14 protein-coding genes are annotated in these 14,704 nt (G+C 36.2%); 9 read left to right on the top strand and 5 right to left on the bottom strand.

What is annotated here, in order from left to right; genetic code table 11:
• Positions 1–8: 8 nt before the first annotated feature.
• From gyrB to dnaA, 5 genes are all read right to left on the bottom strand, one after another.
• On the bottom strand, positions 9–1,946 hold the full coding sequence (gyrB, locus tag T356_RS0104335; protein ID WP_026513439.1) for a DNA topoisomerase (ATP-hydrolyzing) subunit B: 1,938 nt from the start codon (positions 1,944–1,946) through the stop codon (positions 9–11).
• Between the two features lie 15 nt (positions 1,947–1,961).
• On the bottom strand, positions 1,962–3,065 hold the full coding sequence (gene recF / locus T356_RS0104330; RefSeq protein ID WP_026513438.1) for a DNA replication/repair protein RecF: 1,104 nt from the start codon (positions 3,063–3,065) through the stop codon (positions 1,962–1,964).
• Complete coding sequence (locus T356_RS0104325; RefSeq protein WP_026513437.1) at positions 3,062–3,277, bottom strand: RNA-binding S4 domain-containing protein; 216 nt, start codon at positions 3,275–3,277, stop codon at positions 3,062–3,064. Before T356_RS0104325 ends, recF begins: the two co-directional genes overlap by 4 nt.
• A gap of 26 nt (positions 3,278–3,303) precedes the next feature.
• The gene (gene dnaN, locus T356_RS0104320) at positions 3,304–4,413 is read right to left on the bottom strand and encodes a DNA polymerase III subunit beta (RefSeq protein ID WP_026513436.1); all 1,110 of its coding nucleotides are present in this window, start codon (positions 4,411–4,413) and stop codon (positions 3,304–3,306) included.
• 284 nt (positions 4,414–4,697) lie between these two features.
• Positions 4,698–6,098 carry a chromosomal replication initiator protein DnaA gene (dnaA, locus tag T356_RS0104315; protein ID WP_026513435.1) on the bottom strand — a complete coding sequence of 467 codons (1,401 nt, stop codon included), beginning with the start codon at positions 6,096–6,098 and terminating at the stop codon, positions 4,698–4,700.
• 519 nt (positions 6,099–6,617) lie between these two features.
• On the opposite strand from dnaA, the gene rpmH reads away from it, so the two are divergent.
• The 9 genes from rpmH (at position 6,618) to T356_RS0104270 (ending at position 14,698) form a co-directional block, all read left to right on the top strand.
• A complete protein-coding gene (gene rpmH / locus T356_RS0104310; protein WP_013282343.1) occupies positions 6,618–6,752 on the top strand; it encodes a 50S ribosomal protein L34 in 135 nt (44 codons plus the stop codon).
• Positions 6,753–6,812: 60 nt separating this feature from the next.
• Entirely contained in the window at positions 6,813–7,160 is a 348-nt protein-coding gene (gene rnpA, locus T356_RS0104305; protein WP_026513434.1) for a ribonuclease P protein component, read from the top strand.
• Positions 7,160–7,369 carry a membrane protein insertion efficiency factor YidD gene (gene yidD / locus T356_RS0104300; RefSeq protein ID WP_026513433.1) on the top strand — a complete coding sequence of 70 codons (210 nt, stop codon included), beginning with the start codon at positions 7,160–7,162 and terminating at the stop codon, positions 7,367–7,369. Before rnpA ends, yidD begins: the two co-directional genes overlap by 1 nt.
• Positions 7,370–7,386: 17 nt before the next feature.
• Positions 7,387–8,694 (top strand): YidC/Oxa1 family membrane protein insertase, encoded by a 1,308-nt coding sequence (locus tag T356_RS0104295; RefSeq protein ID WP_026513432.1) that lies wholly within the window; start codon positions 7,387–7,389, stop codon positions 8,692–8,694.
• Positions 8,695–8,719: 25 nt separating this feature from the next.
• Positions 8,720–9,493: an RNA-binding cell elongation regulator Jag/EloR gene (jag, locus tag T356_RS0104290; protein ID WP_026513431.1), complete on the top strand. Its 774-nt coding sequence runs from the start codon at positions 8,720–8,722 to the stop codon at positions 9,491–9,493.
• Between the two features lie 86 nt (positions 9,494–9,579).
• The gene (mnmE, locus tag T356_RS0104285) at positions 9,580–10,995 is read left to right on the top strand and encodes a tRNA uridine-5-carboxymethylaminomethyl(34) synthesis GTPase MnmE (protein ID WP_026513430.1); all 1,416 of its coding nucleotides are present in this window, start codon (positions 9,580–9,582) and stop codon (positions 10,993–10,995) included.
• A gap of 3 nt (positions 10,996–10,998) precedes the next feature.
• Complete coding sequence (gene mnmG / locus T356_RS0104280) at positions 10,999–12,927, top strand: tRNA uridine-5-carboxymethylaminomethyl(34) synthesis enzyme MnmG (protein WP_026513429.1); 1,929 nt, start codon at positions 10,999–11,001, stop codon at positions 12,925–12,927.
• Positions 12,917–13,654, top strand: coding sequence for a 16S rRNA (guanine(527)-N(7))-methyltransferase RsmG (gene rsmG, locus T356_RS0104275; protein WP_026513428.1), 738 nt, complete (start codon positions 12,917–12,919; stop codon positions 13,652–13,654). The genes mnmG and rsmG overlap by 11 nt, the downstream gene beginning before the upstream one ends.
• 267 nt (positions 13,655–13,921) lie before the next feature.
• Complete coding sequence (locus tag T356_RS0104270; RefSeq protein WP_026513427.1) at positions 13,922–14,698, top strand: ParA family protein; 777 nt, start codon at positions 13,922–13,924, stop codon at positions 14,696–14,698.
• The last annotated feature ends 6 nt before the right edge of the window (positions 14,699–14,704 follow it).

The raw sequence follows: 14,704 nt of genomic DNA, 5'->3' as shown, positions 1-14,704 counted from the left end.
TACGTTCTTTAAATATCCAGGTTCTTTACAAACTTTGCGTTTTTTTCAATAAACTCTCTTCTGGGTTCAACCTTATCACCCATAAGTGTTGTGAAAGTAACGTCTATATCGGATTCAGATTCTTCATCCATATTTACTCTGAGAAGAACTCTTCTCTCAGGATCCATTGTTGTCTCCCAAAGCTGCTCGGGATCCATCTCTCCAAGACCCTTGTAACGCTGGATCTTGTTGTTCTGGTCTCTTCCTACATCCGCTAAGATTTTATTGAGTTCCTCATCACTGTATGCATACCAGACTTTTTTGTTCTTCTCAAGCTTATAAAGAGGCGGCTGAGCAAGATATACATGGCCTTCTTTGATAAGTTCAGGCATAAATCTGTAAAGGAATGTGAGCATAAGTGTTGCAATATGCGCACCGTCTACATCGGCATCGGTCATGATAATGATCTTGTCATAACGAAGTTTGCTGATGTCGAAATCATCATGTATACCTGTTCCGAATGCTGTGATCATTGACTTGATTTCTGCATTTCCGTATATTCTGTCAACTCTGGCTTTTTCTACGTTGAGAATCTTTCCTCTAAGAGGAAGGATAGCCTGTGTTGCTCTGCTTCGCGCAGTCTTAGCCGATCCGCCGGCGGAATCTCCCTCAACTATGAATATTTCACAATTCTTAGGATCTTTGTCTGAACAATCGGCAAGTTTTCCGGGAAGTCCCAATCCATCGATAGGAGATTTACGTCTTGTAAGATCTCTTGCCTTTCTTGCTGCATCCCTTGCTCTCTGGGCAAGTATTGCTTTTTCAAGAATCTGCTTGGCAACGCTTGGATTCTGCTCAAGGAAATATGTAAGCTGCTCACCTACGATTCCAGCAACAGCTCCTCTTGCTTCAGAGTTACCAAGTTTCTGCTTTGTCTGTCCTTCAAACTGAGGATCCTCGATCTTAACACTTATGATAGCTGTAAGACCTTCTCTGATATCTTCACCTGTGAGATTATCATCGTTATCCTTGAGCATCTTGTTTGCTCTTGCATAATCATTAAAGGTCTTTGTAAGTGCAGCTTTAAATCCTTCAAGATGAGTACCACCTTCAGGTGTATTAATGTTATTTACGAATGTATAGATACTCTCTGTATATGAATCGTTATGCTGAAGAGAAACTTCAACCTGTACGTTGTTCTTATTTCCCTCAAAATACATAATGTCTTCATAAAGAGCTGTCTTACTCTTGTTGAGATATTCAACAAATTCCTTTATACCACCTTCGTAGTGGAAAGTCTGAACTATAGGCTCTTCGCCTTCTTCAGTACGCATATCGGTAAGAGAAATTCTAAGTCCCTTTGTGAGGAATGCCATTTCTCTAAGTCTCTGTTTCAAAACGTTGTAATCGTATATTGTTGTCTCTTTGAAAATAAGAGCATCAGGCTTAAAGTATACTCTTGTTCCCGAAACACCTTCCGGAGCATCACCTACAACCTTAAGAGGATAGCAAACTTTTCCTCTCTCATATCTCTGCTCATATACTTTTCCTTCTCTTGTAACCTGAACTTCAAGCCATTCTGAAAGAGCATTAACAACAGAAGCACCTACTCCGTGAAGTCCGCCTGATACCTTGTATCCTCCACCGCCGAACTTTCCGCCTGCGTGAAGTATTGTAAATACAACCTCAACACCGGTTAATCCCGACTTGTGGTTAACATCAACAGGAATACCTCTACCATTATCTTTTACGATAATAGTATTGTCCTCGTTAATCGTTACTTCGATATGATCACAAAATCCAGCAAGCGCCTCATCTACAGAGTTATCCACGATCTCATAAACAAGATGGTGCAATCCTCTGCTTGCTGTAGTTCCGATATACATACCAGGCCTTTTTCTGACCGCTTCAAGTCCTTCCAAAATCTGTATCTGGTCAGCGCCATATTGTACTTCTTCGTTGCTCATGTTCCACTCCGTTTCTTAGTTTTCACTACTAACTGTTCCATCTGTTACTTTGAACAGCTTATCTATTTCAAATCTGTTATTAACAAACTCATCAAGACCGGTACATGTGATTATCGTTTGAATATTTCCAATAGTGTTCAAAAGATAATTCTGTCTGTTACTGTCAAGTTCCGACAAAACATCATCAAGAAGCAGTACCGGATTTTCTTTTTTGGCTCTCTTTACTATCTCTATTTCCGACAGTTTAAGAGATAAGGATGCTGTTCTTTGCTGCCCTTGAGATCCGAATTTCCTGATATCAATCGCATCATCCGCATTTATTTTTTTTATCATAAAAGAAAAATCGTCTTTATGAGGCCCTACAGTAGTCTGTTTGGTATATGTATCTTTTTTTCTTGCTTGCCTCAGTTTATCTTCGAATTCTTCCAGTTTTACGTTAGGCTCATAAAAAACCGACAGGGTCTCTTTTTCTCCTGTTAGCTTTTCATGAATAGGTCTTATTATTTCATTAAGATCTTTGATGAATTTTTCTCTTGTCTTTATTATGACGGATCCATATTCGAATAATTGCTTATCCTGAACATCCAAAAGTACACTGTTTTCGGGATGTTCAAAAAGATCCTTTAGAATCTTATTTCTTTCGATTACAAGTTTGTTGTACTTAGAAAGACTGTTAAGATATATCTGATCCAACTGACACAGCTCCATATCCATGAATCTGCGCCTTTCAGAAGGACCGTTTTTTATTATACTCAGATCTTCAGGTGAGAAAAAGACAACATTCAATCTTCCGATGAGATCGGATGCTCTTTTTATTTTCTGCCCGTCAATAGCAATTCCTTTTGACTTATTCTTTCGAAGATGCATATCAACGCGATATTCTGCATTGTCTTTTTCCAAGATGGTTCTTATATGCGCTTCTTCTTTTCCGAATCTGATAATTTCCTTGTCTTTACTGCCTTTGTGTGACTTCGTGGTTGCAGAAACAAAAATTGCTTCCAAAATGTTAGTCTTTCCCTGAGCATTGTCACCATACAGTATATTAGTCCCACTGCTGAAATTTATATTTATATTCTCATAATTCCTGAAGTCAGCTAATTCCAATGATTTTATTATCATTTCTCTATCTTTACCTGTATGCCATCGTATTCAAAACTGTCTCCATCGTAAAGCTTACGACCACGTCTTACCTCAACTTCACCGTTTACTTTTACAAGACCGGCTTGTATATCCATCTTAGCATCGACTCCGGAGCCCTCGAGACCGGCTTTTTTCAAAGCCTGTCCGAGTTTTATAAATTCATCTTGTTCTCTAAGTTTTACTATTTCCATCTTTAATCAGGTCCTTTGGTAATTTATTAATCAACTGTTGTAAAGTTGACAGGTAATACCAGATATGTATAAGTTGAGTCCTTATCCCTGATGAAACATGGTGCTTTAGGATTAACAAGGTAGATATCAACTATCTCATCATCAATAACTTTCAGAGCATCAATAAGGAACTTGGGATTAAATCCGATCATAAGATCTTTTCCCTGTTTATCAATATCAATTACTTCATCCATACTTCCTATAGTGGACTTAATCTTCAATTCCATATTTGTTTCGGTAATAGAGATAATTACCGGCTTCTTATCACCTTCTTTTACAAGAAGAGTAGCTCTGTCTATACAATCAAGTAATTCTTTTCTGTTAATGCTCATCTTTGTTTCGTAATCACTTGAGAGCATCTGGTCGATACTGAAATACTCGCCTTCAATAAGTCTTGAAACAACAACTGTATCGTCAAACTCAAAAAGAACATGCTTATCGGTAAAATAGATATTTACCATCTTCTCTGTATTGTCACCGAGAATCTTACTGATTTCACCAAGTGCTTTACCCGGAACAATTACTTTCTTGTATGAGTATTCTTCTGAGAGCTTAACTTTTCTGATAGAGATTCTATGACCGTCAAGAGAAACAAGCTTTAAAGTGTCTCCATCAACTTCAAAAAGTTCTCCTGCCATCATTTTATTTGCATCATTCTCTGATATAGAAAAAATAGTCTGCTGAATTACATTTCTGAGAGTAAACTGAGATACTGAAACTCCGTCTACTTTCTCGATTGATGGAAGATAAGTAAAGTCATCACCTTTTCTTCCAATGAGATTGAATTTTGCTTTTTCACAACTGATTATAACTTTGTTTGAACTGTCTGATTCTATCGTAACATCATTATCGGGAAGCTTTCTTACAATATCTACAAATATCTTTGCATCGATTGCTATATATCCTCTTTCTTCAATGTTACCTTCAACTATAGTCTGTATACCAAGTTCCATATCATTGGCAATAAATTTAATAACTCCCTCTGTTGCATCTACAAGGATACATTCAAGAATAGACATTGTTGTCTTAGAAGGAACTGCTTTTGATACAATCTGCAATCCACTAATAAGATTAGATTTTGAGCAAACGACTTTCATTTAACCACATACTCCCTTCAGAACTTAAAAAGTATAAAATATATATAAAAAAATAGTAAAAGAATTAATAATAGCTGTTGAAAAGTGTAAAACCTATTCCATTATACAATCTATGCGGCTTTTTTACAAATTTTTAGCTGTTGAAAACAAAAAATAAGGTGTTGAAAAGTAAAAAGTTATAAACAGGCCTTATTTTGACAAATGAGGGTGAAAAAAATTATCCACCCTCAATCAACAGCTAATCACATTCATATAACATGTTATCTACATAGATATCCACAATATTATAAAGAAGGATTTAGTTTCTTCATTATAATATCAATGTTTTTATTGAGATCGTCATCAAGTGCTGTAAGCTTTTTTATCTTGTTGATTCCGCTTATAACAGTTGTGTGATCTTTCTTGCCGAGTAATTTTCCTATTTCTTCAAGAGATGCTTCTGTGTTTTCTCTGCAAAGATACATGATTATCTGGCGGGGAAGCACAATCTCAGCTTGTCTCTTTTTAGAAATAATGTCATCTTTCTTTACACCATACTGTTCACATACAGTATCTATGATAAGTTGAGGTGTGATGACCTTTGATTTGTCAGGATAAATAATGTCTTTCAAAGCTTCCATTGCATTTTCAAGAGTAACATCAACGTTATTAAGCCTTGAATAAGCAATGATCTTGTTATAGGCACCTTCAAGTTCTCTGATATTTGACTTGATATTGGTAGCAATGTAGTTAATTACTTCATCATCAATACTCTTGCCATAGTTTTCAGAGTTCTTTCGCAGGATAGCCATCCTTGTCTCGTAGTCAGGAGACTGAATATCTGCAATAAGTCCCATCTCGAAACGTGATCTGAATCTTTCTTCAAGAGTCTCCATCTCTTTAGGCGGTTTATCAGATGAAAGGATAATCTGTTTACCTGCCTGATGCAGCTCGTTGAAAGTGTGGAAAAACTCTTCCTGTGTTGATTCCTTTCCTATAATAAACTGAACGTCATCGACCATGAGAACATCAACGGTTCTGTATTTATCACGAAGCTTTGACATACTCTCTGTCTTACCGCTTCGGATAGATTCGATAACTTCGTTAGTAAACTGCTCCGATGTTACATAAAGAACCTTAGCTTTGCGGTTATGTTCCATAATAAAGTGACCGATGGAATGCATAAGGTGAGTCTTACCAAGTCCCGGTCCACCGTAGAGGAAGAGAGGGTTGTAAGATATTCCCGGAGATTCAGCAACAGCAAGAGAAGCAGAGTGAGCGAACTTGTTGTTACTTCCTACGACGAATGTATCAAATCTGTATTTAGGATTCAGATTCGAATGTTCGTAGTTATTATTAGATGCATAGCCGTTTTCAGAAGCATTATCTGAATTATTATCATGAGTTTCTTCATTATTAATAGTGTCTTTCTTTAAAATAAAAGAAACGTCTACCATTATTTCCAAAAACTCAGAAATGGTAACTTTAATAAAGTCCATGTAATGGTTGATTATGTACTGAAGAGCCATTGAGTTGTCGGAAGGTATCAAAATAGTTACAGTGGTATCATCAACTTTGTATACACTTAAAGGATCGATCCAGGTTTTATAGGAAATTTCTGTAATACCTGACTCAATCTTAATAGTATGTTTGATAGACTCCCAATTGTTTTTTAATTTGTCTGTGATTTCTTTAGTTGAATACATGAAAAACTCCCCAATTACGCAATTTATAGACGTGTACTATTTTAACGTAAATAACTTTAAATATCAAACAAGGTTATTTTGTGGAAAACTCTCCGAAAAATCATTTTAAACATAATTATATTTTTACACTGTGGATAAATGGTGCTTTTTCCACTTTAAGCTATCTACTGTTATAAATAGCATGGTTACTGGATTTCCGATTAATAACCACAAAATTATGCTCTGTGTTATCCACAAAATTTAAAGAAAATGTGGATAAAATAACGTGGGAAATATTAATCAACATGTTATCCACAAAATCAACATTTTGATGTGGATAAGTTTTGTCAATACAATATATGGACTAATATTTTTTTGGATATTTTTTTTTAAGAATTCCTTGTATTTTCTGCGTTTTTATGGCTTGACTGCCTTGCGTATATTTATTATAATTATAAAGATTTTTTCCACACTGATATGATCTGTAATTACTAAATGTAATTGCGTTGTATAATTAGTAAAGAAGGAGGTGTTTACGATATGAAGATGACATTCCAGCCTCATAAGCTCCAGAGAGCCAGAGTTCACGGCTTCAGAGCAAGAATGGCTACTAAGGGCGGCAGAAAAGTACTTGCAGCCAGAAGAGCAAAGGGAAGAAAGAGATTATCTGCTTGATATTAAAGGTCACAAAGTTGTGACCTTTTTTCATCTTTCTGATTTAAAAAGGATGACAATATGCTTTTTTCAGATTCTATGAAAAAGACAAATGACTTCCGCAATGTTTATAAGAATGGTAAGAGTTATGCCGATAAATATTTAGTTGTGTATGTGTGGAAAAATAACAGTTCTTATAATAAACTTGGGATTTCATGCAGTAAAAAAATTGGGAACAGTGTTGTAAGGCACAGATTTGCAAGACTTGTTCGAGAAGTATACCGACTACACGAAGATGTATTCAATAGTGGTTTGGATATAGTAGTCGTTGCCAGAGCCTGTGCAAGAGATGCTAGCTATCATAATATAGAAGATTCTTTTTTAAGCCTGGCAGGGAAGGCCCGCATAAAGAAAAATGGCGGTGAATAATGAAAAAGATACTTATCTTTTTAATTAAATTGTACAGAAAGTACATTTCTCCTTTAAAGAGAACAAAATGTCCGTATATTCCCACTTGTTCGGAGTACGGACTGGAAGCTATAGAAAAACATGGGGCATTTAAGGGGAGTCTGCTCGCAATCTGGAGAATAATGAGGTGTAATCCCTTTTCCAGTGGCGGATATGATCCCGTTCCGTAATGTACAGGAGGTTTGTTTTGACACCAGTTCTTTTAACCCCTTATAAGGGACATATCGTAGGACCTATTGCAAAATTACTTGGACATGTAATGAGTTTTATTTTCAATGTTCTTAATTCGATAGGTATTCCTAATATTGGTCTTGCAATCTTATTATTTACTTTGGTAATTTATCTTTGCCTTTTTCCTTTGACTTACAAACAGCAGAAATTTTCTAAACTTCAGTCAAAGATGAGCCCTGAACTTAAGGCTATTCAGCAGAAGTATAAGGGAAAGAAAGATAACGACTCTATGCTTGCGATGCAGCAGGAGACTAAAGAAGTTTATGCAAAATATGGCGTTTCACAGACGGGAAGTTGCGTACAGCTCTTAATTCAGATGCCTATTCTTATTGCACTTTATCGTGTTATTTATTCAATTCCTGCTTATGTTCAGACTGTAAGGGATGCTTTTTATCCTCTTGCTGAGCAGATCAGAACAACAGCGGGTGGAACTGATTTCCTTAGAGATAATATCTCAAGTGCAAAAATGTATTCAAGTCAGTTTAAGAATGAGCTTTTTGTTTCATGTGATACATCTTATGTGGAAAACACTATTATCGATGTATTGAATAAAGCATCATCATCTGACTGGGACAAGATTGCATCTAATTTTAGTGGTATTGGTGATTCAGTATCAGCTACACATCAGCTTTTGAGCAGATACAATAATTTCCTTGGACTTAATATAAGTGATACACCTACATATATGATCAAGACTGCATTTGTGGATAAGCATTTCATTTTACTTATTGGTGCGATTCTTATTCCTTTCCTTGCATTCTTTACGCAGTGGGTAAATACAAAACTTATGCCTCAGCAGGCTCCTGCAGACGGTAAGGTTGATCCGGATGATCCGACAGCTCAGATGCAGCAGTCTATGAAGACAATGAATATCATGATGCCTATGATGTCTGCAGTATTTTGTCTAAGCTTACCCGCAGGTATGGGTATTTACTGGATAATCGGTGCGGTTATCAGATCGGTACAGCAGGTTCTTATCAACAAGCACATTGATAAAAAAGATATCGATGCAGAAATTGCAAAGAATATTGAGAAGTATAAGAAGAAACAGGAGAAACTTAAGGCTACTCCTCAGATGAACAGATATGCAAACATGTCTACAAAGAATATCGAGACTAAAGCAACAAATTCTGTTTCTTTAGAGAAGAGAGAGCTTGAGCTCCAGAAGGTAAGAGATTCTTTTTCCGGAAAAGAGATAAAGAAAGATTCTCTTCTTGCGAAAGCTAATATGGTAAAAGATTTCAACGAGAAGAATAATAAATAAGAGAAGTATTTTTTGGGAGGGAAAAATGGAGTATAAAGAGTTTACAGCAAAAAATGTTGATGATGCTATTACAGAAGCTTGTGAATCCTTCTGTGTTACTAGTGATAAACTTGATTATGAGGTTGTTTCAAGCGGGTCTTCAGGTTTTTTGGGTATAAATGCAAAGCCTGCAATTATTAAGGCAAGGGTTAAAGAAGACAAGAAAGAAGAAATCAAGATTGATGATATCAAGGTAGATACAAAGGTTTCATCTAAGCAGGAAGTAAAGGGCAAAAAAGAAAAAGATAAAGCAAAAGAGAATGTAAAAGAAGTAGAAAAGACTGTCAGCTCAGATATTAATGCTGATGAAGTCTGCGATAAAGCAAATAAATTCTTAAAAGAAGTATTTGATGCAATGAAGATGGAAGTTGTTGTTAAGACTACTTTCAATCAGGCTGATAAGATTCTTGATATTGAACTTAGCGGAGATGAGATGGGAGTACTTATAGGTAAGAGAGGACAGACACTTGATTCTGTTCAGTACCTTGTTTCTCTTGTTGTTAACAGAGATTATTCTGAGTACATCCACGTTAAGGTTGATACAGAGAATTACAGAGAGAGAAGAAAAGCTACTCTCGAAAATCTTGCAAAGAACATTTCTTATAAGGTTAGAAAGTCCAGACATTCAGTAGCTTTAGAGCCTATGAATCCTTATGAGAGAAGAATTATTCATTCAGCTCTTCAGGGAGACAGGTTTGTTACTACTCACAGCGAAGGTGAAGAACCATTCAGAAGAGTAGTTGTTACATTAAAGAAATAATAAACATTTACCCCTCGAAGTTGTATACTTTGAGGGGTATTATTATATGTAGAGAAAAATTTATTAAAATAGAAGCGAGACAAAATATGTCAGGTGTTTTTAATAATTTTAATGATGATACAATCTGCGCAGTTGCAACCGCGATGTCTGATTCCGGAATCGGAGTTATAAGAGTTAGTGGAAGAGATGCAGTTTCAATTTGTGATAAGATTTATCGTTCTGCTAAAATGGAGCAGACATTAAAAAAACATGATCCGAATACTATAAAGTACGGGTACATATGTGATGGTGAGAAAATCATTGATGAGGTAATGGTCTCATTTATGAAAGCCCCTCATAGTTTTACAAGAGAAGATGTTGTGGAAATTAATACACATGGCGGAATTCTCATAATGAATCAGATCATAGAGTTGCTTCTTAAGAATGGATGTCGATTGGCGGATCCCGGTGAATTTACCAAGAGAGCTTTTCTTAATGGAAGGATTGATCTGACAAAGGCGGAAGCAATAATGGATATCATAAGTGCCCAGAACAATTTTGCTCTGGACAGTTCCAGAAATCAGCTTCGTGGAAGTATCTATGATAAAGTGAAGAGTATGAGAGAACGGATTATTTATGAGATGGCTTTTATTGAATCTGCTCTTGATGATCCTGAGAATTATGATCTTACCGGATATCCCGAAAAGCTCAATGCCAAAGTTTTAGATCTGACTAATGAAATTGAAAAATTACTTAGTACTGCGGATGAAGGAAAGATCAGAAAAGATGGAATAAAGACTGTTATTGTTGGAAAGCCGAATGCCGGAAAATCATCTCTTTTGAATACTCTCATCGGAGATGAAAGAGCAATTGTTACTGACATTGCCGGAACAACAAGAGATATTATTGAAGAGACGGTAAGACTTGGTGATATTGTTTTGCATCTTATAGATACTGCCGGAATCAGAGATACCGATGATATTATTGAGAAGATGGGTGTGGATAAAGCAAAGAGTAAGATAGAAGAAGCAGATCTTGTTTTATACATTCTTGATTCAACTCGCGACATCGATGATGAAGATGAAGAGATAATCAATCTGTGTAAAGGTAAGAAAACAATAGTTCTTCTTAATAAGAATGACCTTTCTGATGATATAAAAATTAATGAGGATAATGTGTGTAAGTTTTTCACAAATGTGGATAACGTTCCTGTTATAAAAACTTCTATGTTGAAAGGTAATGGTATAGATGAGCTTAAAGATGCTCTTTCAAAACTTTTCTTTAATGGAGATATTTTACCGAAACAGGAAATCTACATTACAAACTTAAGACACAAAGAACTTCTTCAGAAAGTATATGATAGCCTCAAACTTGTTGAGGACAGTATTTCAAAAAATCTTTCGGAAGATTTTTATACTGTGGATCTTTCAAATGCTTATGCCTACCTTGGTGAGATCATCGGAGAAGAAGTCGGTGATGATCTGGTAGAAGAGATATTTTCAAAATTTTGTATGGGAAAATAATTTATGAATGTTTTTACTGAAAAATATGATGTTGTAATAATCGGAGCAGGACATGCCGGATGTGAGGCGGCACTTGCTTGTAGCAGACTTGGTCTTGAAACTATAATTTTTACTATGAGTGCGGACAACATTGCATTCATGCCTTGTAACCCTCACATCGGAGGATCTTCCAAAGGTCACCTTGTTCGAGAGATAGATGCTCTTGGCGGTGAGATGGGAAAAAATATTGATAAGACTTTTTTGCAGTCCAAGATGTTAAACACATCAAAGGGACCTGCTGTTCATTCACTCAGATGTCAGGCTGACAAGATGGAATACTCCAAGAAGATGAAAGAAGTTCTTGAAAAACAGGAGCACCTTACTATCAAGCAGGCCGAGGTTTCAGAAATTATTTACGATGAACCTTCTGATGAACTTAAAGCTGAAGGTTATAAACATGTGATTACCGGAGTGAAGATTTTTAGCGGAATTGTTTATGAAGCTAAAGCTGTTATCTTATGTACAGGAACTTATCTTAAGAGTCGTTGTCTTACAGGTGAAGCAATCACTTACAGTGGACCGAACGGACTTCAGCCTTCCAACCTTTTGTCACAATCACTTATTGATGCAGGGATAGAACTCAGAAGATTCAAGACAGGAACACCTGCCAGAATGGATGGAAATACAATCGACTATTCAAAGATGACAGAACAGTTTGGTGACAATCCAGTTATTCCTTTTTCATTTGATACAGATCCTTCTGATGTTCAGAGACCACAGGTTTCATGTTGGCTTACATACACTAATGAAAAAACGCATGAAATAATACGCAATAATATTGATAGGTCCCCAATTTATGCGGGAATCATCGAAGGCGTTGGTCCAAGATATTGTCCTTCAATTGAAGATAAAGTTGTAAAGTTTCCTGACCATGAAAGGCATCAGGTTTTTGTTGAACCCGAAGGAACATTTACAAATGAGATGTACATAGACGGAATGTCTTCATCACTTCCTGAGGATGTTCAGATTGCAATGTACAGAACAGTACCCGGACTTGAGAATTGTCGTATTGTAAAAAATGCTTATGCAATCGAGTACGATTGTCTTTGTCCCGGACAGCTTCATCCAACTCTTGAGATTAAAAATATCAGAGGACTTTTTTCAGCAGGGCAGTTTAACGGAAGTAGTGGATATGAAGAAGCAGCAGCACAGGGATTGTATGCCGGAATTAATGCTGTGATGCAGATTGAGAACAGACCTTATCTTTCTATAGACAGATCTGAAGGATACATCGGAGTTCTTGTTGATGATCTGGTTACAAAAGAAAATCTTGAACCTTACAGGATGATGACTTCAAGAGCAGAGTACAGGTTGCTTCTTAGACAAGACAATGCAGATATCAGACTTAGAGGAAAAGGTCATGAAGTTGGTCTTATAGATGATGATAGGTACAACAAGCTGATCAATAAGATTGAGCTGATAACCAAAGAAGTCGACAGGTTAAAGAGTATTAATATAGGTGCCAATTCCAAAATTCAGGATTTCCTGACAAGGTGTGGAAGTACACCTTTGAAGACTGCAGTTTCTCTTGCAGAATTATTATGTCGTCCGGAGATGACTTACGATATGATTGCAGAAATTGATCCTGATAGACCTGAACTTCCTAAAGATGTTATCGAACAAGTTGAGATTACCATCAGATATGAAGGATATATCAACAGACAGGAAAGACAGGTTGAGCAATTTAAGAAACTTGAGAGAAAACTTATCCCGGCGGATATTGATTATAATGATGTCAGCAGTTTAAGACTTGAAGCAAGACAGAAACTTGAAAAGTTCAGACCTGTTAATATTGGACAGGCTTCTCGAATCGGTGGAGTTAATCCGGCAGATGTTTCTGTACTGATCATTTATCTTGACTCACTTAATAGAGGAAAACAGAATGAGGAATAAATACAATAAAATGATTGAAGACTTTCGTTCATACGGAATAGAACTCACTGACAGACAACTGGAACAATTTGATCAGTACTTTGATATTCTTGTTAGAGTAAATGAAGTAATGAATCTTACTGCGATAACAGATTTTGATGATGTGTGTAAGCTTCACTTTGTTGATAGTATCTCATGTGTTCCTTTTGTAGATTTCAAAGATAAAGAGTATTCAATAATTGATATTGGAACCGGAGCCGGTTTTCCGGGAATTCCTCTTAAGATAGTTTTCCCTGATTTACATATTACCTTACTCGATTCACTCAATAAGAGAATTAACTTTCTCAATGAAGTAATAGATACTCTTGGTCTTAATGAGAAAGGTAGTATTGAAACTCTTCATGGAAGAGCAGAAGATTATTCGTCAAGCAAGAGTGGTTCACTCAGAGAAAAATTTGATTTCGCTGTTTCGAGAGCAGTTGCTAATATGTCTACTCTTTCTGAATACTGTCTTCCTTATGTAAAAGTTGGCGGAGAGTTTATTGCATTTAAAGGTGATAAAGGATCTGAAGAAGTGGAAGCAGCTAAAGGAGCAATACATCTTCTTGGTGGAAAACTTAAAGAGTGTAACGATTTCTTTTTACCGGGAACGGACATTTCACGTACAATTTGTATCGTTGAAAAGAAGGAACATACATCAAAGCAGTATCCTCGTAAGGCAGGAACACCTGCAAAAAATCCTTTGTAAAACACAAAATAATGTTTCACGTGAAACATATCTGATGTTAAAATTTAAGCACAACTAATTGTTTCACGTGAAACATAAAAATACAAAATATAGTGATAAACCGTGAAACATAAAAACGGACCATGAAACATCCATAAATACATATAGTAATCAAAGCGCAATCTAGAAAATAATGTCATATTTTCTAAAGATTGTGCTTTTTTTATGTTCTATAGTTTTAATAATGTGGTAAAATCAGAGTAGTGTTTCACGATGATGGGAGGCGTAATGGGAAGAATAATCGCAATTGCAAACCAAAAAGGCGGAGTCGGAAAGACTACCACTTCAATCAATCTAGCATCTGCTTTGGCAGAAAAAGGAAAGAAGGTATTGGTTATTGATACAGATCCTCAGGGAAATACTACCAGTGGATTTGGTATTGATAAGAATGAGATCGATCGCACAATATATGAATTGATGATCGGTGAGTGTAGCATTGATGAAGTAATAACTAGAAATGTTGTAAAGGGAATTGACGGAGTGGATATCATTCCTTCAAACGTAAACTTAGCTGCGGTAGAGATTGAGTTAATAGATTCTGATAACAAAGAATATATTTTGAGAGAAGCAATAAGTGGTATAAGGGATGACTATGATTTTATTATTATAGATTGTCCACCTTCACTTAGTATGCTGACAGTCAATGCAATGACTACAGCTAATACAGTTCTTGTACCTATCCAGTGCGAGTACTATGCACTAGAAGGTCTCAGCCAGTTGGTTCACACAGTTAATCTTGTAAAAGACAGACTTAATCCTGAACTTGATATGGAAGGTGTTGTCTTTACAATGTTTGATTCACGTACCAATCTGTCGCTTCAAGTTGTAGAGAATGTTAAAGAACATATACAGGAGAATGTGTATAAGACAATAATCCCCAGAAACATTCGTCTTGCAGAAGCACCCAGTTACGGACTACCTATAAATGTTTATGAACCAAAGTCCGCAGGAGCTGAAGCATATCGGCTTCTTGCAAATGAGGTTATCGACAGAAAATTTGATTAAAGCGGA

Source organism: Butyrivibrio sp. LB2008 (assembly GCF_000621565.1).
GTDB lineage: Bacteria > Bacillota > Clostridia > Lachnospirales > Lachnospiraceae > Butyrivibrio.
The sequence above is the reverse complement of the archived record's forward strand: the minus strand, read 5'-3'. Positions and strand labels throughout refer to the sequence as shown.